This is a genomic window from Amycolatopsis sp. NPDC001319 (assembly GCF_042896185.1).
Lineage (GTDB): Bacteria > Actinomycetota > Actinomycetes > Mycobacteriales > Pseudonocardiaceae > Amycolatopsis.
Genome location: NZ_JBIAWY010000007.1, coordinates 277,857 through 302,612, shown reverse-complemented (window position 1 = coordinate 302,612; position 24,756 = coordinate 277,857). Strand labels below are relative to the sequence as shown.

General features: G+C 70.0%; 21 protein-coding genes. 11 read left to right on the top strand and 10 right to left on the bottom strand.

Going from position 1 to position 24,756, the window contains the following annotated elements; translation table 11 throughout:
• Nucleotides 1–53: 53 nt before the first annotated feature.
• Complete coding sequence (locus ACFY1H_RS27810) at nt 54–893, top strand: TIGR03619 family F420-dependent LLM class oxidoreductase (RefSeq protein WP_386951011.1); 840 nt, start codon at nt 54–56, stop codon at nt 891–893.
• Here the strand turns inward: ACFY1H_RS27810 and ACFY1H_RS27805 are convergent.
• The 8 genes from ACFY1H_RS27805 to ACFY1H_RS27770 form a co-directional block, all read right to left on the bottom strand.
• The gene (locus tag ACFY1H_RS27805) at nt 884–1,240 is read right to left on the bottom strand and encodes a nuclear transport factor 2 family protein (RefSeq protein ID WP_386951008.1); all 357 of its coding nucleotides are present in this window, start codon (nt 1,238–1,240) and stop codon (nt 884–886) included. The two genes, ACFY1H_RS27810 and ACFY1H_RS27805, sit on opposite strands and share 10 nt — an antisense overlap.
• Before the next feature lie 129 nt (nt 1,241–1,369).
• Nucleotides 1,370–2,776: a GH1 family beta-glucosidase gene (locus ACFY1H_RS27800; protein WP_386951006.1), complete on the bottom strand. Its 1,407-nt coding sequence runs from the start codon at nt 2,774–2,776 to the stop codon at nt 1,370–1,372.
• A gap of 13 nt (nt 2,777–2,789) precedes the next feature.
• Nucleotides 2,790–3,806, bottom strand: a complete 1,017-nt coding sequence (locus ACFY1H_RS27795; RefSeq protein WP_386951004.1) for an ABC transporter ATP-binding protein — start codon at nt 3,804–3,806, stop codon at nt 2,790–2,792.
• Nucleotides 3,803–4,795, bottom strand: a complete 993-nt coding sequence (locus tag ACFY1H_RS27790) for an ABC transporter permease (RefSeq protein ID WP_366584286.1) — start codon at nt 4,793–4,795, stop codon at nt 3,803–3,805. Before ACFY1H_RS27790 ends, ACFY1H_RS27795 begins: the two co-directional genes overlap by 4 nt.
• Nucleotides 4,796–4,798: 3 nt before the next feature.
• On the bottom strand, nt 4,799–5,779 hold the full coding sequence (locus ACFY1H_RS27785) for an ABC transporter permease (RefSeq protein ID WP_364049408.1): 981 nt from the start codon (nt 5,777–5,779) through the stop codon (nt 4,799–4,801).
• Nucleotides 5,776–6,792: an ABC transporter ATP-binding protein gene (locus tag ACFY1H_RS27780; RefSeq protein WP_386951398.1), complete on the bottom strand. Its 1,017-nt coding sequence runs from the start codon at nt 6,790–6,792 to the stop codon at nt 5,776–5,778. Before ACFY1H_RS27780 ends, ACFY1H_RS27785 begins: the two co-directional genes overlap by 4 nt.
• Before the next feature lie 108 nt (nt 6,793–6,900).
• Nucleotides 6,901–8,571, bottom strand: a complete 1,671-nt coding sequence (locus ACFY1H_RS27775; RefSeq protein ID WP_386951000.1) for an ABC transporter substrate-binding protein — start codon at nt 8,569–8,571, stop codon at nt 6,901–6,903.
• A gap of 200 nt (nt 8,572–8,771) precedes the next feature.
• Nucleotides 8,772–10,232 (bottom strand): ROK family transcriptional regulator, encoded by a 1,461-nt coding sequence (locus ACFY1H_RS27770; protein WP_366584283.1) that lies wholly within the window; start codon nt 10,230–10,232, stop codon nt 8,772–8,774.
• A gap of 121 nt (nt 10,233–10,353) precedes the next feature.
• Here ACFY1H_RS27770 and ACFY1H_RS27765 point away from each other — a divergent pair, with 121 nt between their 5' ends.
• From ACFY1H_RS27765 to ACFY1H_RS27745, 5 genes are all read left to right on the top strand, one after another.
• Nucleotides 10,354–11,604, top strand: a complete 1,251-nt coding sequence (locus ACFY1H_RS27765; protein WP_366584282.1) for an ROK family transcriptional regulator — start codon at nt 10,354–10,356, stop codon at nt 11,602–11,604.
• Nucleotides 11,605–12,081: 477 nt separating this feature from the next.
• A complete protein-coding gene (locus tag ACFY1H_RS27760) occupies nt 12,082–13,326 on the top strand; it encodes a ricin-type beta-trefoil lectin domain protein (RefSeq protein WP_386950996.1) in 1,245 nt (414 codons plus the stop codon).
• Between the two features lie 743 nt (nt 13,327–14,069).
• Nucleotides 14,070–15,152 (top strand): ricin-type beta-trefoil lectin domain protein, encoded by a 1,083-nt coding sequence (locus tag ACFY1H_RS27755; RefSeq protein ID WP_386950993.1) that lies wholly within the window; start codon nt 14,070–14,072, stop codon nt 15,150–15,152.
• A 2-nt stretch (nt 15,153–15,154) separates the two neighbouring features.
• Entirely contained in the window at nt 15,155–17,023 is a 1,869-nt protein-coding gene (locus tag ACFY1H_RS27750) for a ricin-type beta-trefoil lectin domain protein (protein ID WP_386950991.1), read from the top strand.
• Nucleotides 17,024–17,042: 19 nt separating this feature from the next.
• Nucleotides 17,043–18,407 (top strand): ricin-type beta-trefoil lectin domain protein, encoded by a 1,365-nt coding sequence (locus ACFY1H_RS27745; protein WP_386950988.1) that lies wholly within the window; start codon nt 17,043–17,045, stop codon nt 18,405–18,407.
• A gap of 532 nt (nt 18,408–18,939) precedes the next feature.
• Here the strand turns inward: ACFY1H_RS27745 and ACFY1H_RS27740 are convergent.
• The gene (locus ACFY1H_RS27740; protein ID WP_366584277.1) at nt 18,940–19,647 is read right to left on the bottom strand and encodes a GntR family transcriptional regulator; all 708 of its coding nucleotides are present in this window, start codon (nt 19,645–19,647) and stop codon (nt 18,940–18,942) included.
• A 124-nt stretch (nt 19,648–19,771) separates the two neighbouring features.
• Between ACFY1H_RS27740 and ACFY1H_RS27735 the strand changes: the two genes are divergently transcribed.
• Genes ACFY1H_RS27735 through ACFY1H_RS27715 form a run of 5 tightly spaced genes read left to right on the top strand, consistent with a single transcriptional unit; the run spans nt 19,772 to nt 24,063 of the window.
• The gene (locus ACFY1H_RS27735) at nt 19,772–21,046 is read left to right on the top strand and encodes an MFS transporter (RefSeq protein ID WP_366584276.1); all 1,275 of its coding nucleotides are present in this window, start codon (nt 19,772–19,774) and stop codon (nt 21,044–21,046) included.
• 23 nt (nt 21,047–21,069) lie between these two features.
• The gene (locus ACFY1H_RS27730; RefSeq protein WP_366584355.1) at nt 21,070–21,837 is read left to right on the top strand and encodes a putative hydro-lyase; all 768 of its coding nucleotides are present in this window, start codon (nt 21,070–21,072) and stop codon (nt 21,835–21,837) included.
• On the top strand, nt 21,828–22,577 hold the full coding sequence (locus tag ACFY1H_RS27725) for a LamB/YcsF family protein (protein ID WP_386950984.1): 750 nt from the start codon (nt 21,828–21,830) through the stop codon (nt 22,575–22,577). The genes ACFY1H_RS27730 and ACFY1H_RS27725 overlap by 10 nt, the downstream gene beginning before the upstream one ends.
• Nucleotides 22,577–23,176, top strand: a complete 600-nt coding sequence (gene pxpB, locus ACFY1H_RS27720) for a 5-oxoprolinase subunit PxpB (RefSeq protein WP_386950982.1) — start codon at nt 22,577–22,579, stop codon at nt 23,174–23,176. Before ACFY1H_RS27725 ends, pxpB begins: the two co-directional genes overlap by 1 nt.
• Entirely contained in the window at nt 23,176–24,063 is an 888-nt protein-coding gene (locus ACFY1H_RS27715; protein WP_386950979.1) for a biotin-dependent carboxyltransferase family protein, read from the top strand. Before pxpB ends, ACFY1H_RS27715 begins: the two co-directional genes overlap by 1 nt.
• Here the strand turns inward: ACFY1H_RS27715 and ACFY1H_RS27710 are convergent.
• Nucleotides 24,032–24,652, bottom strand: a complete 621-nt coding sequence (locus ACFY1H_RS27710; protein ID WP_386950977.1) for an alpha-ketoglutarate-dependent dioxygenase AlkB family protein — start codon at nt 24,650–24,652, stop codon at nt 24,032–24,034. The genes ACFY1H_RS27715 and ACFY1H_RS27710 overlap by 32 nt on opposite strands.
• Nucleotides 24,653–24,756 lie beyond the last annotated feature (104 nt).

Genomic DNA, 24,756 nt, shown 5'->3' with positions numbered 1-24,756 from the left:
GCCGCGCACGGCAACGTTTAGCGTCTCCGCCATCCACTCGAGCGGAGGCACGAATGCGGTTCGCGGTCAGCTACAACCCGGCGTTCCACGGGCTGGAGGGCCTCGTCGCCTTCGCTCGCCACGCGGAGGCGTGCGGCTTCGAAGGCCTCCTCCTGCCCGAGCACCTCGCGTCGCGCCCGGGCGCCGAGCTCGGCGGGTGGGAGATCCCGCCGACGCTGCCGTACGCCGACCCGCTCGAATGCCTCGCGCACGTCGCCGCGGTCACCGATCGGCTGCTGCTCGGGACCGGAGTGCTGTTGCTGCCGTACCACCAGCCGGTCACGTTGGCGAAGCGCCTGGCCACGCTCGACGTCCTGTCCGGTGGCCGGCTGCGGCTGGTCACCGTGGGCGTCGGCGCGTTGCCACACGAGGCTTCGGCGGCCGGGGTCGACTACCGGACGCGGGGCCGTCGGGCGGACGAGGCCCTCGACGTCCTCCGTCTACTGTGGACAGGCGGGCCGGAAGGCGTCAGCCATCACGGAGAGTTCGTCGAATTCGACGAGTTGTGCAGCTACCCGAAGCCGGTCGGGACGATCCCGATTCGGGTGGGCGGGTCCAGCCGGGCGGCCGCGCGGCGAGCGGGTCTCCGGGGTGACGGGTGGTTCCCCGGCGGGTCCCTCACCGCGGAGGACCGCGTCGCCCTGTTCGACCTCGTCCGGGAGACCGCGGCCGCGTCGGGCCGCCCCGCGCCGGACTACACGCGGTGGGGCTCAACGGACCTGACACCGGAGGCGGTCGACGCGCTGGCCGCCGAAGGCGTGACTCGCGTCGTCGTCTCCGCTGCCGGCGCCGATCCACAGGAGCGGCTGGACGAGCTGTCCGCATTCGCCGCGAAGTTCCTGAGTCACGTGTAACTCGCGTGCGCGGCGATCACCCGCCAGCCGTCCGCCGTGCGCAGCCAGGTGCGGGTGTAGCGCATCCGCGCGGTGAACGGCTCGCCGCCGAGCGAGCCCGTCAGCCGGCCGAGGAACCACGTGACGCCGGTCGTCCCCTCGGAGAACACCCGCAGATCTTCCTCGACGAGCTCGGACAGGACCTGGCTGCCACCGCGGTGACCGGCCAGATCGTCGGCCTTCGAGGCGACCACCTCACCGAACGTGAAGGTCAGCCGGTCGTCGAGCAGTACGTCGAGAGCGGCGACGTCACCGGCCAGCTGCGCGGCCTGGAGCCGGTGTTCGGCGTCGAGCAGGGTCTGGTCCACGGTGCGGCTCCTTAACGCGAGACGCTGCCATCGTGGCACCGGAACCCGGCCGCGCGACAGGAAGTTCGCGCAAAGCCGAAGGGCGCCCGCGCGAACGCGGACGCCCTTCTTGTCACCCCCCGGGGTGAGTCAGGAACCGCGGACCCGCCGAACGGTGTCGCGGTAGAACAGCCCGCTCTGCTTGATCGTGCGTGCCTGCGTCTCGTAGTCGACGCGCACCAGGCCGAAGCGCTTGGCGTAGCCGTAGGCCCACTCGAAGTTGTCCAGCAGCGACCACGCGAAGTAGCCCCGGATGTCCACCCCCTCCAACCGCGCGGCGGCCACCGCGGCCAGGTGCGAAGCGAGGTACGCCGTGCGGCCCTCGTCGCGCACGAAGCCGGACGCGTCGGGCGCGTCGTCGAAGGCGGAGCCGTTTTCGGTGATGTACATGGGCAAACCGGGGTAGTCGCGGCCCAGGCGGGTGAGCAGCTCGGTGAACTTGCCCGGCAGGATCTCCCAGCCCATCGCCGTGGTCGGCTCGCCGAACGGCACGGCGCGCTGCACCGGGAAGCCGTCCTCGCCGACGCTGCGGCCCTGCTCGTCGACGCCCGAGTACTGCTGGCCGAAGTAGTAGTTCACGCCCAGGAAGTCCAGCGGGGTCGAGATGATCGCCAGGTCACCGTCCTCAATGGGCAGTGCGGCACCACGGACGGCCATGTCCTCGACAACATCCGCGGGGTAAGAGCCACGCACCAGCGGGTCGAGGTAGACGCGCACGCCCATGCCGTCGGCGTTGCGCGCGGCCTCGCGGTCGAGCTCGCTGTCGGACGCCGCGTCGGACGTGCCCATGTTGAGCGTGATGCCGAATTGCGTGCCCTCGGGCGCGGCCTCGCGCATGCGCTGGGTGGCCAGGCCGTGGCCGAGCAGCAGGTGGTGGATGGCCTTCATGCCGGCCGCGAAGTCGCGACGGCCCGGGGCCATCACGCCGTGCACGTACCCGTGCATCGCGGAGCACCACGGCTCGTTCAGCGTGGTCCAGTGCCGCACCCGGTCGGAAAGCCGGTCGAACACCAGCATCGAGTAGTCGGCGAACCGGTAGGCCGTGTCACGCGCCGGCCAGCCGCCCGCGTCTTCGAGCTCCTGCGGCAGGTCCCAGTGGTACAGCGTGAGCCACGGCGCGAGGTCCTTGGCCAGCAGCTCGTCCACGAGCCGGTCGTAGAACCCGATCCCGGCCTCGTTCACCGGGCCCTTGCCGTGCGGCTGCACCCGCGGCCACGCGACGGAGAAGCGGTAGGTGTCGGCGCCGAGCTGCTTGACGAGTCCCACGTCCTCGGGCATGCGGTGGTAGTGGTCGCACGCGACGTCGCCGTTGTCGTTGTTGTCGATCGCCCACGGGACCCGGCAGAAAGTGTCCCAAATGGACGGTGTGCGCCCGTCTTCGGCCACCGCGCCCTCGATCTGGTACGCGGCCGTCGCCACGCCCCACCGGAAGTCCGGGGGCAGCGAGTCGATCAGCGCCTGCTGCTCGCGGGTCGCAGCGTCGGTGGTCTCGGTCAAGGGGTCTCCTTATCTACGACTTGACGGCGGCGACGGGGTCGGCCGGGTGCAGCCAGCACGCCACGGTGCGCGCGGAATCGTCACGGTCGGCGGGCACGCCGAGCACCGGCACCTCGGTGGTGCAGCGGTCGAACGCGTGCGGGCACCGCGGCGAGAACGCGCACCTGACCGGCAGCGACCGCGGGTCGGGCGGCGAACCGGGAATACCGGTGAGCTCGCGCCGCGGTCCGCGCAGCGCGGGGAACGAGTGCAGCAGGCCGTCGCTGTACGGGTGCAGTGAGTCGCGGTAGAGGTCCACGCCGCGGGCCTGCTCCACGATCCGGCCGCCGTACATGATCGCGATGCGGTCGGAGAACTCCACCAGCAGCGACAGGTCGTGGGTGATGAACAGGACCGAAAAACCCAGCCGCTCGCGCAGTTCCACGAGCTGCGCCAGGATCTGGCGCTGCATCACCACGTCGAGCGCCGTGGTGGGCTCGTCCATGATCACCACCCGCGGTTCCAGCGCCAGCGCCATCGCGATCATCACGCGCTGGCGCATGCCGCCGGAAAGCTGGTGCGGGTAGGCGTCGAGCCGGTCGGCCGCGATGCCCACCAGGCGCAGCAGCTCGCGCGCGCGGGCGAGCCGGGCCACCTTGGTGCTGCGCGGATCGTGGGCTTTGATCACGTCCATCAGCTGCACCGACACCTTGTGCACCGGGTTGAGCGAGTTCATCGCGCCCTGGAACACGATGGACGTCTCGGCCCAGCGGAAGTCGCGCAGCTGCTTGGGAGTCAGCTTCAGCACGTCGTACGGCTCGCCGTCGCCGGGGTGGTAAACCACGCTGCCACCGCGGATCACGCCGGGCGGCGGGAGCAGGCGGGTCAGACCGTAGGCCAAAGTGGACTTTCCGCTGCCGCTTTCGCCGGCCAGGCCGAGCACCTCGCCGCGGTGCAACGTCAACGTCACGTCCTGCACCGCGTGCACGGCGTCGGCGCCGAGGCCGTAGTCGACGTCCAGGCCCTTGATCTCGAGTACGGGTTCGTTCATTCCTTCTCCCGGCCGAGCACGGGCGTGAAGCCGACGCGCAGGCGCACCGTCTTGCCCTCGGCGTTCTTCGCCTTGGTCTTGCCGCTCGAGCGCAGCCGCGGGCTCACGAACTCGTCGATGCCGAAGTTCAGCAGCGACAACGCGGTGCCGAGGATCGCGATCGCGAGCCCCGCCGGCACGAACCACCACCACGCGCCCTGTGCCAGGGCCTGCTGGCTCTGCGCCCAGAACAGGATCGTGCCCCAGTTCCACTCCGAGAAGCTGGAGACGCCGACGAACGCCAGCGTGATCTCCGACATCACCGCGAACACCACCGTGCCCACGAAGCTCGACGCGATCACCGCGGTGAGGTTCGGCATGATCTCGAAGAAGATGATCCGCCACGTCGACTCGCCGCTCGCGCGGGACGCCTCGACATACTCCCGCCGGCGCAACGAGAGTGTCTGCGCGCGCAGGATCCGCGCACCCCAGGCCCACGAGGTGAAGCCGATGATCACGGCCACCAGGTAGTCGCCGCCGCTGGGCAGTGCCGTGCCGATGATGATGATCAGCGGCAGCGCCGGGATCACCAGGAACACATTGGACAGGGCCGACAGGCCCTCGCCCGGCGTCCCGCCGAGGTATCCGGAGGTGACGCCGACGATCACGGCGAGGATCGTCGCCACGATGCCGGCGGTGAGCCCCACGAGCATCACGCTGCGCGTGCCCACGATGACCTGGCTGAAGATGTCCTGGCCGAGGTGCGTGGTGCCGAACCAGTGCTTGCCCGAAGGCGATTCGAGCAGGTCGTTGCTGCGCGCGGACGGGTCGAACGGCGCGATCCACGGCCCGATGATCGCGATGACCACGAAGAAGGCCAGCACCACGAGCCCGGTGACCGTCTTGCCACCGGTCAGGAACCGGAAGCGCCGGCGTTTCGCGGCGGGCCCGGCGACGGCCTCGGCCGGCAGCGGTGCGACCGCCTTGAGATCGGCTGCGGGAAGTGCCACGGCTCAGCCCTCCTTCCGGGTGCGCGGGTCGAGCACGAGGTAGGCGACGTCGGCGAGCAGGTTCGCCACCAGCACCGAGAGCGTGATGATGAGGAAGATGCCCTGCATCAGCGGGTAGTCCTGCGAACCGACGGCCTGGAACAGCTCGTAACCGACGCCGGGGTAGGAGAACACGATCTCCACCAGCAGGGTGCCGCCCACGATGAAGCCCAGCGCCAGCGCGAAACCGGACACGCTCGGCAGCAGCGCGTTGCGAGCCGCGTAGCTCACCATCACGCGCCGTTCCTTGAGGCCCTTGGCGTGCGCGACGGTGATGTAGTCCTCCGACGCGACGGTGACCATCATGTTGCGCATGCCGAGGATCCAGCTGCCCATCGAGCTGATCAGGATCGTGATCGCCGGCAGCAGGCTGTGCTGGATCGCGCTGCCGATGAAGTCGCCGCCCCACCCGGGCACCAGGCCCGGGTCGTAGCCGCCGGATGCCGGGAAGAAGCTGCCCGGGCCGGCCAGCAGCGTGATCGCGATCAGGCCGAGCCAGAAGTACGGGATGGACGACAGGAACGTCGTCACCGGCAGCAGACCGTCCACCCAGGACCCGCGCCGCCACCCGGCGACGACGCCGAGGCCGGTGCCGATCAGGAAGCCCACCACCGTGGTGAACCCGACGAGGATGATCGTCCACGGCAGACTGTCGCCGATCACCTGGGACACGGGCGAGGGGAAGAACGTGAATGACAGCCCGAGGTCGCCGCGGAAGAGCTGCGCCCAGTAGTGGAAGTACTGCGTGATCAGGCTTTCGTTCTTGTCGAGTCCGAACAGGACGTACAGCGACTGGATCGCGTCGGCGGACAGCGTGCCCTGGTTCTTCGTGATGAGCGACTGCACCGGGTCACCCGGGATCAGCCGCGGGATGAAGAAGTTGATGGTGACGGCGGCCCACGCGGTGAAGACGTAGAAGCCGAGCCGTTGGAGCAGGTACCTCACGGGCGCACCGCCGAGTCGTACAGCCAGCAAGCGGCCCAGTGGCCCGGAGCGTCATCCACCTCGAACCGCGGCGGCAGGTCGGTTTTGCAGCGTTCCATCGCCACGGGACACCGCGGGTGGAACCGGCAGCCCGACGGCGGCGCGATCAGGCTCGGCGGTTCGCCGGAACCCTTTTCCTTCGGCGCCTCACCGGGTGCGGCTTCCGTGCCCGGGTCGAGCCGGTCGGGGTCCGGTGCCGATTCGATCAGCAGCCGCGTGTACGGGTGCGCTGGCTGCTGCGTCACGGTCTCGGAGTCGCCGCCCTCGACCATGCGCCCGGCGTACATCACCAGCGTCTCGTCGGCGAAGTAGCGCGCCGACGCGATGTCGTGGGTGATGTAGAGGATCGCCAGGTGCAGGCGTTCCTTCAGGTCCCGCAACAGGTTCAGCACGCCGAGGCGGATGGAGACGTCCAACATGGACACCGGCTCGTCGGCCAGCAGCGCCTCGGGGTCCGCGCCCAGCGCCCGCGCGATCGCGACGCGCTGGCGCTGGCCGCCGGACAGCTCGTGGGGGAACTTGTCGACGTAGCGCTCCGGCGGGGTCAGCTGCACCCGCGTGAGCAGCTCGTGGAGCGCCTGCTCCAGGTCGGCACCCGCGCGGTCGTGGATCTTCAACGCCCGCGTGAGGTGGTAGCGCACGGTGTGCACGGGGTTCAGCGACGCGAACGGGTCCTGGAAGATCATCTGGACCCGGCGGCAGTAGGCCCGGAAAGCCTTGCCGCCCTTCACGGTCGTCGACTTGCCGTGCAGGCGGATGTCGCCGCTCGTGCGCGGGTAGAGCTGGGCGAGCAGCCGCGCCACAGTCGACTTGCCCGAGCCGGACTCGCCCACCAGCGCGGTCACGCGGCCGCGCCGCAGCACCAGGTCGACGTCGTCGACGGCCTGGACACTGCGGCGCCCCTTCGTGAGCACCTCGCGCCCGCGCTTGCGCACGGGGAAGTGCTTGGTCAGCCCGGAGGCCTCGAGCACGATCGTGTCCGAGGCCCCGGTTTCGATCTCGCCGGCCGGGGAGGCCACCCCCGCCTCGAGCGAGGCGGAGGTGGCTTCCCGGGTGGCCACTGCGTTGTCCTCGGGCATGGATCAGGCCGCGGGCTTCAGGTGCATGACGATGTCCAGCGCGTTGCGCAGGGTCGGCTGCGCGGGGCCGTACGGGTTGGCTTCGTCGGGCCAGCCCGTCCAGTTCTTCGTGCTGTACTCGCCGCCGGAGTTGGCCGCCATGAGCGGAACCATCGGCTGCTGGCCGATCATGATCTGCTGCAACGTGTTCATCGCGGTGGCGCGGCTCGCGTCGTCGGCGGCGTTGGCGTAGGTCTCGAGCGCCTGCGTCGCCTGGTCGTTCTTGAAGCGGCCGTAGTTGCCGTTGATGCCGCCCTGGCCGGTCGGCTTGTAGCGGTTGCCGTCCATCACGTCGCGGTACATGTCGTACGGCGTGGCACCGTCGTTGGTCCAGTGCAGCAGACCCTCGAAGTCACCGGTGTCGACCGACTTCGTCCACGCGTCCTGGTTCATCTTCTCGACGGTGGCGGTGATGCCGATCTGCGACAGGTTGTCCTTGATGATCTCGAGGTCGGTGATGTAGTCCGACCAGCCCGAGGGCACCGTGAGCTTGAGGGTCACCGGCTTGCCGCTCGGGTCCACGAGCTGGTTGCCGTTGTACTTGAAGCCCGCACCGGTGAGCAGCGACTTGGCGCCCGGCACGTCGACCTTCACGGTCTGGCCCTTGTACTGCGACGCGATGAACGAGTCGCCCGCCGGCGTCGGGATGCCGGTGACCTGGTCGTTCTTCGGGTAGAAGTAGCCGGCCTCACCCTGGTTGAAGATGTCGTCGCGGTTGATGACCTTGTTGACCGCCTGGCGCAGCTTCGCGTTGTTCCACGGCGCCTTCTCCGTGTTGAACCACAGGCCGTGCACGGCGAGCTGGGCCGGGAACCACAGCTTGTAGTGCTGCGGGTCCTTGTTCACGTAGACGGACTTGTAGTTCGGGATGAAGACGAAGCTCCACTCGGCCGCACCGCTGGTGAGGGCGGCGACCTGCGCGTTGTTGTCGTTGTAGGAGGTGTAGCGGATCTCCTTGACTGCCGGCGCCTGCTGCCAGTAGCCGGTGCGCTGGCTCACGGTGATCGTCTGCGGGGTGAACGACTTCAGCGTGAACGGACCGGTGCCCACCGGGTTCTTCACGAGGTCCGTGGACGGGTCCTTGATCTGCGACCAGATGTGCTTGGGCACCACGATCGTCTGCAGGATCTTGACCTGGTTCACGAACTGCGAGGTGTCGAAGCCCAGGGTGACCTGGTTCCCGCTCGCGGAGATGTCCTTGTAGGGCACCGAGTCGATGTTCAGGGCCTTGTTGTCGCGCAGCAGCTGGAACGTGTAGGCCACGTCGTCGCCGGTCATCGGCGTGCCGTCGGAGAACTTCACTCCGTCGCGGATGGTCAGGACCAGCTTCTTGTAGTTGTCCGACCAGTCCCACTTCGTGGCCAGCCACGGCTTGCCGGCTTCCTGCGGCTTCACGCGGTTGAGCATCACGAGGGGCTCGTAGATCACGTAGCGGTACCCGAGCGACGCTGCCGCCGAGGTCTCCAGGAACGGGTTGTTGTTCTCGGCCTGCGGGCCGTTCGGCATGCCGACGTTCAGCACGGCCGCGGCGTTGCCGCCGCCACCCGCGCTGCTCGAGCCGCCGCCGCAAGCGGCGAGCACCGCGGCTGCCACCACGGCGACGAGCGCTGCGACGACGGAGCGCTTCACTCGCATTCGTCCTCCTAGGTCCTGGTGCTACGGATTCCGCCCGTGCTCTTCAGAGCTCGGTCCGGCCGCGCAACAGGAGGAGTCAACCCGGGTGACTCGGGTCACGTCAATAACACGGCGGTAACATTTTGTGCCTAAGTTTAAGTACTGAAAGAAAGGCTCACGCTCGGTGTCCGACTGTCGATCTCCTTGCGGGGCAAGGAGATTCAGCCGGCTGAACGCCCGCCCGACGCCAGCAGCGCCGCGATCGGCAACGTCGCCGCACCCAGCGCGACGGCCTCCGGGCCCAGCTCCCCGAGCTCGACCACGGTCGCCTCGGCGAGGTAGCCGAGCGCGTGCCGGGCAGCGGCGTCACGGACGTGCGGCAGGATCGCCGGGCCCATGATCGCTCCCGCCGAGCCTGCCAGCACGACCCGGTCGGGCGCCAGGAGGTTGATCAGATTCGCGATGCCGATGCCGAGGTATTCACCCGTCGCGGCGAGTGCTTCGGCAGCTGGACCAGACCTTTCGGCCAGGGCACCCGGGTCGGCCGGACCGCGGCCGGGAGCCGCCGGGCCGGCGAGTGTTTCGGCAGGTGGACCAGACCTTTCGGCGGGTCGGAAACCGGCCGAGCCGCGGCCACGAGCAGGCGTGCCCGACGCCGAAGTGGCCGACCCGGCGTGGCCACCGGCAGCGAAGCCGAGTGCGGCGCCGGAGCGCCCGGGCGCCGGAGCGAGATCCGCGCCAGGTGCGCCGGTGCCGAGTCCCCGAGCAGCAGCTGCCTCGGCTTCGGCCAGGGCGACGAGCTCGGCGAGCCGGCTCTCGCTGTCCGCGCCGCGCAGGGGCTGCGCGCCCGGGGTCTCGGCGTACCGCCGCACCACGGCCTCGGTACCGACGTAGGCCTCCAGGCAGCCGCGCGAACCGCAGCGGCACGGGGCGCCCGCGGCTTGCACGACGGTGTGACCCCACTCACTGGTCGTGATGCCGGGAAAAGACCCACCGTCCGTGACGAAGGCGGCGCCGACGCCCACGCCTAGCAGGGCGATCACGGCGCGGTCGGCTCCGCGGCCCGCGCCGAGCCACATCTCGGCCTGGCCGAGCGTGCGGGCGCGGTTGTCGAGGTGCAGGGGCGCGTCGGCGAACTGTGCGTGAGCGCGCAGCAGGTCGGCGAAGGCGACGCCGGCCCAGCCGAGCGTGGGGGCGTGCACGATGCCGCCGTCGCGCACCGCGCCCGGCACGCCGACGCCCACGCCGAGAACCCGGGACGCGCCGCCCGCCGCCAGCACCTCGGCGACGCCGGCCCGCGCGAGCTCGACGACTTCCGCCGGGTCAGGGTTGCTGCCCGCGAGCGGGTGCTGCACCGTCGCGAGCGTCCCGAGCGCGCAGTCGAAGAGCCCGGCCCGCACGTGGGTCTCGCCGACGTCGACGCCCACGACCTGCCCGTACTCGGGCCGGACGCGCAGCAGCGTGCGCGGCCTGCCACCATCGGACTCGACGGAACCGGCCTCGGCCACCACACCGTCGCCGATGAGCTCCGCGACCACGTTCGTCACGGTCGCGGGACTGAGCCCGGACTCGGCGACGAGTTCGAGCCGGCTGACCGGCCCTCGCAGGTAGAGCGACGACAGGAGCGCCGCTCGGTTGTGCCGCCTCAGGTCACGGGTTGTCTGCCGGAGCACCCTCGTCACCTGGGGGATTCTGCCAGACGACCATATGTTCGGGACTTAGTTCACTAGTTAATACATGGCCACAACTTACGGTGATCAGGCATCCTGGTGCCGGGAGAGTTCGAGGCCAGATGGGTGTCACATGGCGACCAAGCGCACGACCGTCCGCGATCTGCGGCGGCACAACCGTTCCCTGCTGCTGTCGAAACTGTACTTCGACGGCCCGCTGTCGCGGCACGAACTGAGCCAGCTCACCGGCCTTTCGGCGGCGACGGTCAGCAACGTGACCGCCGAACTCGGCGAGGAACGGCTCATCACCGAGGCCGGCCTGGTCGAATCCGACGGCGGACGGCCGCGGGTGCTGCTGCGCGTGGACCCGGCGTACGGCTACGTGGCGGGTGTCGACATCGGCGAGACGGGCGTGCGCGTGGAGCTGTTCGACCTCGCGATGCAGCGGCTGGCCACGGTCGAACACGAGCTGTCACCGGCGCGCACCGAGCCGGCCACGGTCGTCGCGGCCGTCGTCTCCGGGCTGCGCGAGGTGATCGCGTCCGCCGGGGCCGAGGAGTCGGCCGTGATCGGCGTGGGCGTCGGCGTGCCCGGCACGGTCGAGCAGGGAGAACGCGTGCTGGTGCACGCGCCCACCATCGGCTGGGACTCCGTCGCGCTGGCCGACGACCTGCGCGCGGCCGGCATCGAGCTGCCCGTGTTCGTCGACAACGGCGCCAAAACCCAGGGCCAGGCCGAGATGTGGTTCGGCGCCGGCCGCGGCGCGCGCCACGCGGTGATCGTGCTCATCGGCTCGGGCGTCGGCGCGGCCGTGATCGCCGACGGCGCCACCTACCGCGGGTCCACCAGCAGCGCCGGCGAGTGGGGTCACACCACGATCGTCTACGGCGGGCAGGCGTGCCGCTGCGGTTCGCACGGCTGCCTCGAGGCCTACATCGGCGCCGAGGCCGTGCTCGCGCGTTACCGCCGGGCCCGCGGCAAGCCCGTGCCCGGCGAGACCGAGCAGGACCAGTTCGCCGCCCTCCTCGCCTCGGCCGACCGTTCGAAGTCGGCGCAGAAGGTCCTGGAGGAGACGGCCGGCTACCTCGGCGCCGGCATCGCGAACCTGATCAACCTGTTCAACCCCGAGCGCATCGTCGTCGGCGGCTGGGCCGGTCTCGCGCTGGGCGAGCGCCTGCTGCCGCTGATCCGCTCCACCGCGTCGGCCCACGCACTGAGCCACCCGTTCGGCGAGACCACGATCCAGCTCGGGTACCTCGGTCTCGACGCCGTCGCGACGGGCGCCGCCACCCTGCCCGTCGCCGACCTGCTGGAACAGGGCGCCGATCCGCGACTTCTGGTCAAGCCGGCCCCCGCGATCCGCTCGGGCGCGGGCGCCGCCTGACCTTCCGTCGTCACCCGGCGAACATCGACGAGAACCCCAGGTGACCGGGCGAAAACGCGCCGGTGATCATCGTCGGCGCCCCCGTCGATCACCTGGGCGGCCACCGGCGGCCCTACTGCGCCGATCGTTGCCAATCCGACCACAGTCACGGCCGAATGGCTTCGTAGCAACGGTTACGCGCCGCGTGGGGGGTCGGCCTACTTTTGGTTGGATCAGTAAGGCGGGTTGAAAAAATTCTCACATCCGCCATTGCCGCAGTGGTACGGACCATGCATACTGCTTTTACTTTGTTGCCAGGCACAACAAAGTAGTCCGATTAGTCCGACCCCTGCCGCCCGCCTGCGGTCCACCTCCGGAGTGGACACGAAGCGCTCGGCCGAGAACCGCACGGTCCCCCCGCCGTGCTCTCCTCCGCCCCACCGCGTTTTCGTGCTGCGCGTGAAAGCGCGGTCCCCTCCGCAAGAAGAGGTGACAACGATGTCCATCTCACGTTCCCTGAGACGTTCCCGCTGGGCCGGGCTCTTCGCGGCCGCTTCGCTGCTCGCCGTCGGCGTGCAGGCGACGCCCGCCGTCTTCGCGCCCACGGAAGCCGCGGCGGCGGCCAGCTTCACCGACGACTTCAACGGCCCCGCAGGCAGCCCGGCCGACGGTTCGAAGTGGAACTACGAAACCGGCGACAACGTCAACAACCACGAGCGCCAGTACTACACGTCGGGCACGAACAACGCCGCGCTCGACGGCCAGGGTCACCTGGTGATCACGGCCAAGCGCGAGAACCCCGGCAACTACAACTGCTGGTACGGCCGCTGCGAGTACACGTCCGCGCGCCTCAACACCTCCGGCAAGTTCAGCCAGGCCTACGGCCACTTCGAGACCCGCATGAAGCTCCCGCGCGGCCAGGGCATGTGGCCCGCGTTCTGGATGCTCGGCGGCGGCAACTGGCCGACCGACGGCGAGATCGACGTGATGGAGAACGTCGGTTTCGAGCCCAACACCGTGCACGGCACCATCCACGGGCCCGGCTACTCGGGCTCGGGCGGCATCGGCGCCGGCTACAGCGGCCCGAACTTCTCCGACGACTTCCACACCTACGCCGTGGACTGGTCGCCGAACAAGATCGTCTGGTCGGTCGACGGCAACGTCTACCAGACCCGCACCCCGGCCGACCTCAACGGCAACCGCTGGGTCTACGACCACAACTTCTTCATCATCATGAACCTCGCCGTGGGCGGCTACTGGCCCGGCGACCCCAACGGCAGCACGCAGTTCCCGCAGCAGCTGGTCGTCGACTACGTGCACGTGACCACCAGCACCGGCGGCGGCACCACCCCGCCGAGCGGGAGCACCGGGCGCATCACCGGCATCGCCGGCAAGTGCGTGGACGTCGCGGGCGCCAACAGCGCCGACGGCACGCCCATCCAGATCACCGACTGCAACGGCAACGCGGCGCAGAACTGGACCGTCGGCAGCGACGGCACCCTGCGGGCACTCGGCAAGTGCATGGACGTCACCTCCGCGGGCACGGCGGACGGCACTCCCGTGCAGCTCTACGACTGCAACGGTTCCGGCGCGCAGCAATGGGTCGTCACCGCCGCGCACGACATCGTGAACCCGGCCGCGAACAAGTGCCTCGACGCCACGGGCAACAGCTCGGCCAACGGCACCCGCCTGCAGATCTGGACCTGCACGGGCACGGCCAACCAGAAGTGGACCGCCCCCTGATCCACTGACCCCGGCGACACCCGTTGCGCCACAACGGGTTCCCGGTCCCCTGAAAGCCGCCGCGCGGGGCTGCTCGCCTCCTCTCCCTCCTCCGGCAGCCCCGCGCGGTGTTCCACTCCGGTCCCCACCGGCTCCCCCCGTTCGCCCGGGCGACACGATCCCGACCGGATCGCACCCCCGGCGCCCCGGATCCCCACCGGCCCGCCTCCACCCGCGAGGCTTCCGCCGGGGCGTCCGCGAACGCGCTCGATCCGCCTGGTCCCCACCGGGCTCTCCCCTCCCTACCGGCTTGGTCCTCACCGGGCTTGGCTTCGGCCGAGCAAAAGCTCCGCTCCCTATCGACCTGGTCCCCGCCATCCCCTTCTCCACCGAGCCCGGTCCCACCGACGCTTTCCCTTTCCGTACCGAGAACCCCGCACCACCGCCTCGGTCGCCAGCCGAGCAATCCGCCCCACACCGGCCCGCCAACCCGGGCACCCCACCACGCGACCTCGGCCCCACCGGGCTCTCCCTTTCCCACCGGCTTGGTCCTCACCGGGCTTTTCTCCACTCCCCCAACCGCCCGACACACAGCCCCCGCCCGACACACAGCCCCCGCCCTCCCAAGGGGGGCGTCCCCATCCCATTCTACCGGCGAGGTATGACCAAAAGTGGCCGAGCGGCCACGGAGGGTCAAGTTATCCACAACTCACCCTCGCCTGTGGACAACCGCAATCTCCCTTCCCCCCAAGGAGAACCCCACCGTGCGGCGATTCCTCGTCGCGTTGGCAGGTTGTTTCCTGCTGACGCTTTCCTTCCTGTCCGCAACCTCAGCCAACGCGGCACCCACAACCCCCGCGGCACCCGCCGCCGCGCCCACCGCGGCGCAGTTGCTCGCCAAGACCAACTCGTGCCAGCAGATCTCCAACGGCAAGTACAGCTACGACGAAGGCGGCGCGGCCACCGTGCCCGTCTGTCAGGCCAGTGGCGCCGTGTTCTTCAAGGCCGACATGGACATCGACTGCGACGGCCAGCGCACGACGCAGTGCAACGAGAGCACCGACTGCTGCTTCTACCCCGACACGGCGTTCCACACGTCCACCGACCAGCCGTTGAACGCGGCGCAGCTGCCCTACATCGTGCTGCCGCAGCCAACGTCCACTTGGGACTATCGCCAGTACGGGATCGACGGTGGCTCGGTGGTCGCCGTCATCTACAACAACAAGGTCACCTACGCGGTCGTGGGTGACACCGGCCCGACGAGCATCATCGGCGAGGCCTCCTACGCCACAGCCGTGAGCCTGGGCATCGACCCTGACCCGAGCACCGGCGGCACCGAGGGACCGGTCACCTACGTCGTGTTCCCGAACACGCACGTGAACCCGATCGAGAACCACAACACCGCGGTGAGCGTCGGCGAGTCGTCGGCGAGCAGCTGGGTCGGCGGTGGCCAGACGGACCCGCCGACGGGTGGCGCCGGCCAGATCACCGGCCTCGGCGGCAAGTGCGTGGACGTCGCGGCGGCCAGCAGCGCCAACGGCACCGCCGTGCAGCTCTACGACTGCAACGGCACCACCGCGCAGCAGTGGACCGTCGGCTCGGACGGCACGATCCGCGCACTCGGCAAGTGCCTCGACGCCGCCGGCACCGCCAACGGCACCAAGGCCCAGATCTGGGACTGCACCGGCGGCGCGGTCCAGCGCTGGAGCAGGAACTCGACCGGCAACCTCGTGAACGCCGCCTCCGGCAAGTGCCTCGACGCCACGGACAACAGCTCCGCCAACGGCACCCGCCTGCAGATCTGGACCTGCGCGGCCACCGCCAACCAGAAGTGGACGGTGTCGTAGGCATGCGCAAACGCCACCTGCTCCCGCTGCTCGGCGCGGCGGCCCTGGCACTGTCCACAATGGCCGTCCCGGTCGCGCAAGCGGCGAACGAGACCGTGAACATCTGGCTGACCACGACCGACGACGCCAAGGGCGTGAACGTGACGCGCGGCCTGCAGCAGCAGACGCCCATCACGTTCTCGGCCGGCACCGGCAGCGGCCAGCAGACGATCAACGTCAACGAGAACACCACCTACCAGCAGTTCGAGGGCGGGGGCGCGTCGTTCACCGACAGCGCGGCCTACCTGATGAACTCCAGCAACCTGCTGTCGGCAAGCACCCGCAGCCAGGTCATGCAGAAGCTGTTCGACCCGAACGCCGGCATCGGCATCGACTTCCTGCGCAACCCCATGGGCGCGTCGGACCTGGCGCGCTCCAGCTACACCTACGACGACATGCCCGCCGGGCAGACCGACCCGAACCTGCAGCACTTCTCCATCGCCCACGACCAGGTGGACGTGCTGCCGCTGACGAAGCAGGCCAAGCAGCTCAACCCGCAGCTGAAGGTGATGGCTTCGCCGTGGAGCCCGCCGCCGTGGATGAAGGACAACGACTCCTACAGCCAGGGCTGGCTCGAGTCGCAGTACTACAACGCCTACGCCCAGTATTTCGTGAAGTACGTGCAGGCCTACCAGAACGCCGGCGTGCCGATCGACTACCTGTCGGTGCAGAACGAGCCGACCTGCTGCCCGGGCTACCCGTCCGCGCAGTGGAACGGCTCGGGGCTGGCGTTCTTCACCAAGAACAGCCTGCTGCCGGCGCTGCACTCGGCGGGACTGTCCAGCAAGGTCCTGGCCCTGGACTGGAACCCCGACAAGTACGACGAGTTCGCGGCGCCGACGGTGGACGACGCGGCCGTGCGCAACGACCCGAACTTCGGCGGCATCGCCTGGCACGGGTACGAGGGCAACGTCTCCGAGCAGTCGACGGTGCACGCGAAGTACCCGAACGTGAACTCCTACTCGACCGAGCACTCCGGCGGCACCTGGATCGGGAACCAGCAGGCCGAGGACATGAACAACATCGTGGACTACACGCGCAACTGGAGCCGCTCGGTCGTGAAGTGGAGCCTCGCGGTCGACCAGGCGCACAACCCGCACAACGGCGGCTGTGGCACCTGCACCGGGCTCATCACCGTCCACAATGGAGACGGTCGCAACGGCCAGGTCGACTACACCGTCGAGTACTACACGATGGGCCACCTCACCAAGTTCGTGAAGCCGGGCGCGGTGCGGATCGATTCGAACGACACCTCGGCCGTGCGCAACGTCGCCTGGAAGAACCCCGACGGGTCCAAGGCGCTCATCGCGTACAACTCCACCACGGGCAACCAGAGCGTGCGCGTGAACTGGGGCGGGCAGTCGTTCACCTACACGCTGCCGGGCCACACGTCGGCCACGTTCACGTGGAACGGCACGCAGGCGGGCGGGGGCACCACGCCGCCGACCGGCCGCACCGGCCAGATCACCGGGCTGGCCGGCAAGTGCCTCGACGTCGCGGGCGCCAACAGCGCCAACGGCACCGCGGTCGATCTCTACGACTGCAACGGCACGGGCGCGCAGCAGTGGACCATCGGCTCCGACGGCACGATCCGCGCACTGGGCAAGTGCCTTGACGTCAGCGCTGCGTCCACAACGGACGGTGCGAAAGTCCAGCTGTACGACTGCAACGGCACCGGCGCGCAGCAATGGACGGCGAACTCGTCCCGCGACATCGTGAACACCGCCGCGAACAAGTGCCTCGACGTCACCGGCAACAGCTCAGCCAACGGCACGCGCACGCAGATCTGGACCTGCACCGGCGCGGCCAACCAGAAGTGGACCGCACCCTGACCCTCCCCAGGAGTCCCCGATGAGAAGAAGAGTCCTCGCGGCGCTCGGCGGCTTGCTCGCCGCCTCCGCCGTCACCCTGATCCCGGCCAACGCGCAGGCCGCGACCGGGCAGATCACCGGCCTCGGCGGCAAGTGCGTCGACGTCGCCGGCGCGAACAGCGCCAACGGTTCCGCCGTGCAGCTCTACGGCTGCAACGGAACCACGGCACAGCAGTGGAACGTCGGCTCCGACGGCACGATCCGGGCGCTCGGCAAGTGCCTCGACGTGGCGTCCGCGGCCACCACCGACGGAGCCAAGGTGCAGCTGTACGACTGCAACGGCACCGGTGCGCAGCAGTGGACGGTCACCGCCGCCCACGACATCGTCAACACCGCCGCGAACAAGTGCCTCGACGCCACCGGCCAGAGCTCGGCCGACGGCACCCGGCTGCAGATCTGGACGTGCACCGGCACCGCCAACCAGAAGTGGACCGCGCCTTCCGGCGGCGGCGACACGACCCCGCCGCCCTCGGCCGGCGCGATGGCCGTGGCCCCGTACATCTACAACGGCTGGGGTGCGCCGCCGAACCCGACGACGATCATGAACGCGACCGGCGTCAAGTGGTTCACGCTGGCGTTCGTGCTGTCCAACGGGTACTGCAACCCGCAGTGGGACGGCGCACGGGCGCTCACCGGCGGCGTGGACCAGGGCACGATCAACACCGTGCGCGGTGCGGGCGGCGACGTGATCCCGTCGTTCGGCGGCTACAGCGGCAACAAGCTGGAGTCCTCGTGCGGCAGCGCGGGTGAGCTCGCGTCGGCGTACCAGAAGGTGATCAACGCCTACGGCCTCAAGGCGATCGACATCGACATCGAGGCCGACGCCTACAGCAACCCGACGGTGCAGCAGCGCACCGTCGACGCGCTGAAGACCGTGCGCGCCAGCAACCCGGGCATCAAGATCTACGTCACGTTCGGCACCGGCACCAGCGGTCCGGACTCGAGCCTGGTCAACCGCGCCGCGCAGTCCGGCTTCGCCGCCGACGGCTGGGTCATCATGCCGTTCGACTTCGGCGGCGCCGGGCAGAACATGGGCACGCTCACCACGCGCGCGGCCGAGGGGCTGAAGAACGTCGTCAAGAACGCCTTCGGCTACACCGACGACAACGCCTACCGGCACATGGGCATCTCGTCCATGAACGGCATCACCGACCAGAACGAGACGGTGACGGTGACGGACTTCACCACCATCCTGGGTTACGCGAACCAGCACCACCTGGCACGGCTCACGTTCTGGTCGGCCAACCGCGACCGGCCGTGCACGGGTGGTCCGGACGACAGCTGCTCGAAGGTCTCGCAGCAGCCGTGGGACTACACCAAGGTGTTCGCCCGGTACGCGGGCTGAGGATCCGAAGTGGACTGACCCGCGAGTACGGGTCCGGCCGATCGGCGCAGTACGCAGCGGCGAACCGTGATCTCCCCCCGGGGACCACGGTTCGCCGTTGCTCCACCATCTCCACCATCTCCTGGCCACGCACGCCGGATCGGGCACTGGGGGCGACCATCCCGATTCGATCTTCGCGTAGGCGCCTGGCCCCGTCTGGGGGTTCCGGGGCAGGGATGCCATTCGCTTCACGCGGCCTGATGAAGACGGTAATCAGGTGTCCGCGATCTTGACACCACCCAGACTGCGGACGGCCCGAACGGCCACAATCGGATGCCCATCCGCGCGGAAGCACGCTATGTAAGCAAGTGCTTCATCCCTTTTGCGACGGAAGTAGTGCCGTTCCTGCGTCGCGGACACGCAACTCGTGACAAACGTTTTCCATGGCGCAGCACACACTTTCCCGTCGGGTCACGGCGATTTTCGGGTCCCTGACACGGATCCCGCCCCGTCGCGAAACCGCAGGCGGTCCGGTTTGGACCACTGCCGCGGCCTACAAACCGACGCCGCCCACCGAACGTTCCGAGTACGCCTCGACGAGCTGCGCCTCCGCGTCGGAAAGGTAGGCCGCGAGCAGCTTTTCCGCGCGCCCGCCGTCGCCTTCTCCGAGCGGCCCGAGCAGTTCGCGGTTGCGCGGCAGGTACCGCTCGTGGAATCGCCGCGGGTCGGCCATCACGTGGAACACCAGCCGCAGCTCGGCGGTGAGGCCCTGCATCAGCTCGACCACGCGCTCGCTGCCGGTCAACGCGACGAGCTCGCTGTGGAACCGGATGTTCGCCGTGCCGAGGTCCTGCCAACGGCCGGTTTCGGCCGCTTGGTGACCCTCGGCGACCGTGGCCGCGATCTTGTCGTAGGACGCCGGCCGTTCGGTGATCGCGCGGACGGCGGCGCACTCGACGAGCTTGCGGACGCGGTAGATGTCGCGCACGTCGTCGACCGTCGGCACGCGCACGAAGACGCCGCGGTTGAGCTCGTGGGTGAGCAGCCGCTCGTGCGTGAGCAGGCGGAACGACTCGCGCAGCGTGTTGCGCGAGACGCCCAGCGCGTTGCCGATGTCCTGCTCCGACAGCCGGCCGCCGGGCAGGAAGAAGCCTTCGGAGATGCGCGTGCGCAGCACTCCGGCAACGCGTTCCGCGGTGCTCGTGCGGCTCAGCAGGCCGCGGTCGGCTTCCAGGCCCAGCGGGCTCTCGTCGGTGACCACGTCGCCCAGCGTAGCCGTAGGGTTGAGAACAATAAAATAAGAGACTTGTGGAATTGTTGAACGATCCGTACGGTGACTGCCATGTGACTCGTGCCACTATGAGAACTCTCCCTGCGAGGTACCCATGAACACGAACGTGACAGCAGGCACCACAAGTGCGGCCCGGCCGTTCGAGTGGTTCCGCTCCCTCGGGCCGAAGGGCAAGCGCGCCTTCTTCGCCGCCTTCGGCGGATACGGGCTCGACTCCTTCGACTACCAGACCCTGCCGTTCGGCCTGGCCGCGATCACGGCCTACTTCGGCATCTCGTCCGGCGAGGCCGGCCTGCTCAGCACGACCACGCTGGTCGTCTCCGCGATCGGCGGCATCGGCGCCGGCGTGCTGGCCGACCGCATCGGCCGCGTCCGTACGCTGCAGCTGACCATCGCGCTGTACACGGTCTTCACGGTGCTCTGCGGTTTCGCACCGAACTTCGAGACACTGCTGGTGTTCCGCGGACTGCAGGGCCTCGGCTTCGGCGGCGAGTGGGCCGTCGGCGCGGCGCTGGTCGCCGAGTACTGCTCCGCGCGCTACCGCGGCCGGACCGTCGCGTTCGTGCAGAGCGCGTGGGCCGTGGGCTGGGGCCTGCTGGTGATCGTCTACACGGTGCTGTTCAGCGTGCTCGACGACGCCGTCGCGTGGCGCGTGCTGTTCTGGGTCGGCGTGCTGCCGGCGCTGCTCGTGCTGTGGGTGCGCCGCCGGGTGGCCGACGCCGAGCACGTGACCGACCGGCGCCTGAAGACTTTGAAGACCAAGTCGAAGGGTTCGCTCGCGGGCATCTTCCGCCCCGGTCTGCTGCGCACCACGCTCTTCGCGGCGCTGCTCGCGACCGGTGTGCAGGGCGGGTACTACACGCTGTTCACCTGGATGCCCCAGTACCTCAAGACCGCCCGCGGCCTGTCCGTGGTCGGCACCGGTGCGTACTTCGCGCTGCTGATCCCCGGCGCGTTCATCGGCTACGTCTGCGGCGGATACCTCACGGATCTGTTGGGGCGCAAGCGAACCTTTCTGCTGTTCTCCGTGCTGTCGGCGGTGCTGATCGTGCTGTTCGTGCAGCTGCCCTACGGCGCCAACGGGCTCATGCTGCTGATCAGCTTCCCACTGGGCTTCTCGACCTCGGCGATCTTCAGCGGCTTCGGCGCGTACCTCGCGGAGCTGTACCCGACCGAGGTGCGGGCGACGGGCCAGGGCTTCACGTACAACTTCGGGCGTGCGGTGGGTGCCGCGTTCCCCGCGGTGGTCGGGTTCATGGGCGCGGGCGGCGCGATCGCGCTCGGTGCCGTCGGGTACGCCATCGCCGCGCTCGCGTTGCTGGGCCTGCCCGAAACCCGTGGCCGGGAATTGACCGGGATCGGGTCGTGACCACCTTCCGCGACCCCGCCACGCTGACGCCGGCCGAGGCCCGCGCGCTCTTCCGCGCGGGCACCGAGCGGCCCACCGAGGGCTGGGCGGCCGGCTACGCGCAGGCCAACCTGATCGCCGTGCCGCAGGACTGGGCCGACGACGTGCTGCTGTTCTGTGCGCGCAACCCGCGCGCGTGCCCGGTGCTCGACGTCAGCCGGCCCGGCGACCCGAGCTCGCGGCTCGCGCCCGGCGCCGACCTGCGCACCGATCTGCCCCGCTACCGCGTGTGGCACAACGGCGTGCTGACCGGCGAGGTCACCGACGCGACCGGCCTGTGGCGCAGCGACATGGTGGCGTTCTCGATCGGCTGCACCTATTCGTTCGAGGCGCCGCTGGTCGCGGGCGGAGTGCCCCTGCGGAACCTGACGCAGGGGCGCGGAGTGGCGATGTACGTGACGGACCGGCCGTGCACGCCCGCCGGGCGGCTGCACGGCCCGCTGGTGGTGACGATGCGGCCGGTCCCGGCCGAGCTGCTCGACGACGCCGTGCGGATCACGTCGGCGTCGCCCTCGCTGCCCGGCGCCCCGGTACACGTCGGCGACCCGGCGGCGCTGGGCATCACGGACCTGGCGCGGCCCGACTTCGGCGACGCCGTGGACCTGGAACCCGGCGACGTGCCGGTGTTCTGGGCCTGCGGCGTCACCCCGCAGGCGGCGGTGATGGCTTCGCGGCCGCCGTTCGCCATCACGCACGCGCCGGGGTACATGTTCTTGACGGACCAGCGCGAGACGGGAGTGACATGGATCTGAACAGCGACCTCGGCGAAGGCTTCGGCGCGTGGCGGATGGGCGACGACGAGGCGATGCTCGACATCGTGACCAGCGCGAACATCGCGTGTGGCTTCCACGCGGGCGACCCCGGCGTGATGCGGCGGGTGTGCGCCCGCGCGGCCGAGCGCGGCGTGACGATCGGGGCGCACGTGGGCTACCGCGACCTCGCCGGCTTCGGCCGGCGGGCCCTCGACATCTCACCGGCGGATCTCACGGACGACGTGCTGTACCAAATCGGCGCGTTGGACGCGTTCGCCCGGGCGGCGGGATCTTCGGTGAAGTACGTGAAGGCGCACGGGGCGCTGTACAACACGGCGGCGGTGGATCCGGCGCAGGCGGCGGCGCTCGTGGAGGGCGTGCGGCAGTTCGGGACCGGGCTGGCGCTGTTGTGCCCGCCGGACTCGGAGATGCTGCGCGCGGCTTCAGCGGCCGGGGTGACGGGGTATGCGGAGGCGTTCGCGGACCGGGCGTACACCCCGGAGGGCCGGCTCGTGTCGCGCAAGCTGCCGGGCGCGGTGCTCCACGACGCCGACGAGGTCGCCGCGCGCGCCACGGCCATGGCGACGACGGGCTCGGTGATCGACGTGGACGGCGGGAAGCTCGACCTGCGGGCCGTTTCCCTGTGCGTGCACGGTGATACGCCCGGGGCCGTCGACCTCGCGCGGCGGATCCGGGCTTCGCTGACGGAGGCGGGGATCACGGTGGAGTCGTTCGTGTGATGACCGTGTTGCCCTACGGCGGGTCCGCGGTTCTCGTCGAGGCTCAGGACGTGCTCGGGTTGCAGGCCGCGTTGGCGGCGGACCTGCCGGCCGGGGTGGTGGAGCTCGTGCCGGCGGCTCGGACGCTGCTGGTGCGGTTCGATCCCGCGGCGGTGGAGGTGGGTTCGTTGACGCGGTTGTTGTCTTCGATGTCCACTGTGGATGTTGTCGGCGCCGCTGCGGACTCGGTTACCGTGCCGGTGCGGTACGACGGGGCGGATCTCGCGGACGTCGCGGAGGCTTCCGGGTTGTCGGTGCGCGAGGTCGTGTCTTTGCACAGCTCGACTTCGTACGTGGTGTCGTTCTGCGGCTTCGCGCCGGGTTTCGCGTACTTGACGGGCCTGGATCCCGCGTTGCACCTGCCGCGGCGTTCGGTGCCGCGCACCCGCGTGCCCGCCGGTTCGGTCGCCATCGCGGGCGAGTACTCGGCCGTTTATCCGCGCCCGTCCCCCGGCGGCTGGCACCTGGTCGGGACGACATCGTTGTCGATGTGGGAGGTCGAGCTCGACCCGCCCAACCGGCTCACGCCGGGCACGCGCGTGCGGTTCGAGGCGGTGTGATGACCGGGAAGGTGGAAGTGCTCGCGACCGGTCCGTTCGCGACCGTTCAGGACCTGGGCCGGCCCGGGCTCGCCGCCGTCGGGGTCGGGCGGTCGGGGGCGGCGGACCGTTCGTCGCTGCGGCTGGCGAACCGGCTGGTCGGCAATCCCGAGACGCACGCGGCGCTGGAGGTGACGCTCGGCGGGCTGCGGCTGCGGGTCTCCGAAGCGGCCTTGGTCGCCGTGACCGGAGCCGAGGTGGACGTGCGGGCGGGGCAGCGGGCGGCCGCGCCGAACGGACCCCTCGCGCTGCGGGCCGGCGACGAGCTCGTGCTGGACACGGCCACGCGGGGCCTGCGGTGCTACGTCGCCATCCGCGGCGGGTTCGACGTGCGGCCGGTGCTCGGGGCGCGGGCCACGGACACCATGGGTGGGCTCGGGCCGCCGCCGCTCGCGCCGGGGATGACGCTGCCGGTGGGCGATGTCGTCGCCGGGCAGCCGGTCGTCGACCTGGCTCCGCTGGCCCGGCTTCCGGAAGAGCCGGTCCTGCGCGTCACCCCGGGGCCGCGGCTCGACTGGTTCACGCGGACCGCACTGTCCACTTTGGTCACTTCCGCATACACGGTGACCGCCGACCTCGACCGCGTCGGCGTCCGGCTCGACGGGCCGCCGCTCGATCGCGCGCGTTCGGGCGAGCTCCCTCCGGAAGCCGCCGTGCCGGGCGCGCTGCAGGTGCCGCCGTCGGGGGTGCCGATCCTGTTCCTCGCCGACCACCCCGTGACCGGCGGTTATCCCGTGCCCGCCGTGGTGTGCGAACCCGACCTCGACGTGGCCGCGCAGCTGCGGCCCGGTCAGCGGGTGCGGTTCGCGCTGGACGTCACAAGCCCGACACCCGCAACGTCAGGTTGAGCCGCCCGGTCAGGCCCAATGCCGGGTCGGCCGTGCCGGGCAGGGTGCGCGGCACGCCGTGGTACGCCAGCCGCGAGGGGCCGCCGAAGACGAACAGATCGCCGGAGCGCAGCTCGAGGTCCGTGTACGGGCGGTTGCGGTTCTCGGTGTTGCCGAAGCGGAAGACGCACGTGTCGCCCAGGCTCAGGGACACGACGGGCTCGAGGGAGCGCTCGTCCTTGTCCTGGTGCTGGCCCATTTTGGCCGTGGCGTCGTAGTAGTTCACGAGGGCGACGTCGGGGTCGTAACCGGTGCCGTCGCCGTACGCCTCGGCCACCGCACGCCGGCCGAGTTCGCCGAGCCACGCCGGGAACGGTTCCACCGGCGAGCCGTCCTCGCGGGTGCGGGAGTAGCGGTACGGGAGCCAGTGCCAGCCGAGGCAGACCATGCGCACCGACATCACGCCGCCGCTGGGCAGGCGGGTCTGGCGGTAGCCGCGCCAGCCGCGGCAGGCCTCGACGAGCGAGCGCTGTTCGTCGAGGCCGAGCCAGTCGGGGACGTGGACCGCGCCAGGCGCGAGTTCGACACGGGTACGTGGCAGAAGTTCCATCGCAGGCGATTGTCGCACCGCACCGGTGGGGTTCGGCAGACCGCAGGACCACCCGAAGGGTCTGGCCGGGTGCTCCTGCGGCGGTACCCCTCGCCGTGACCGCC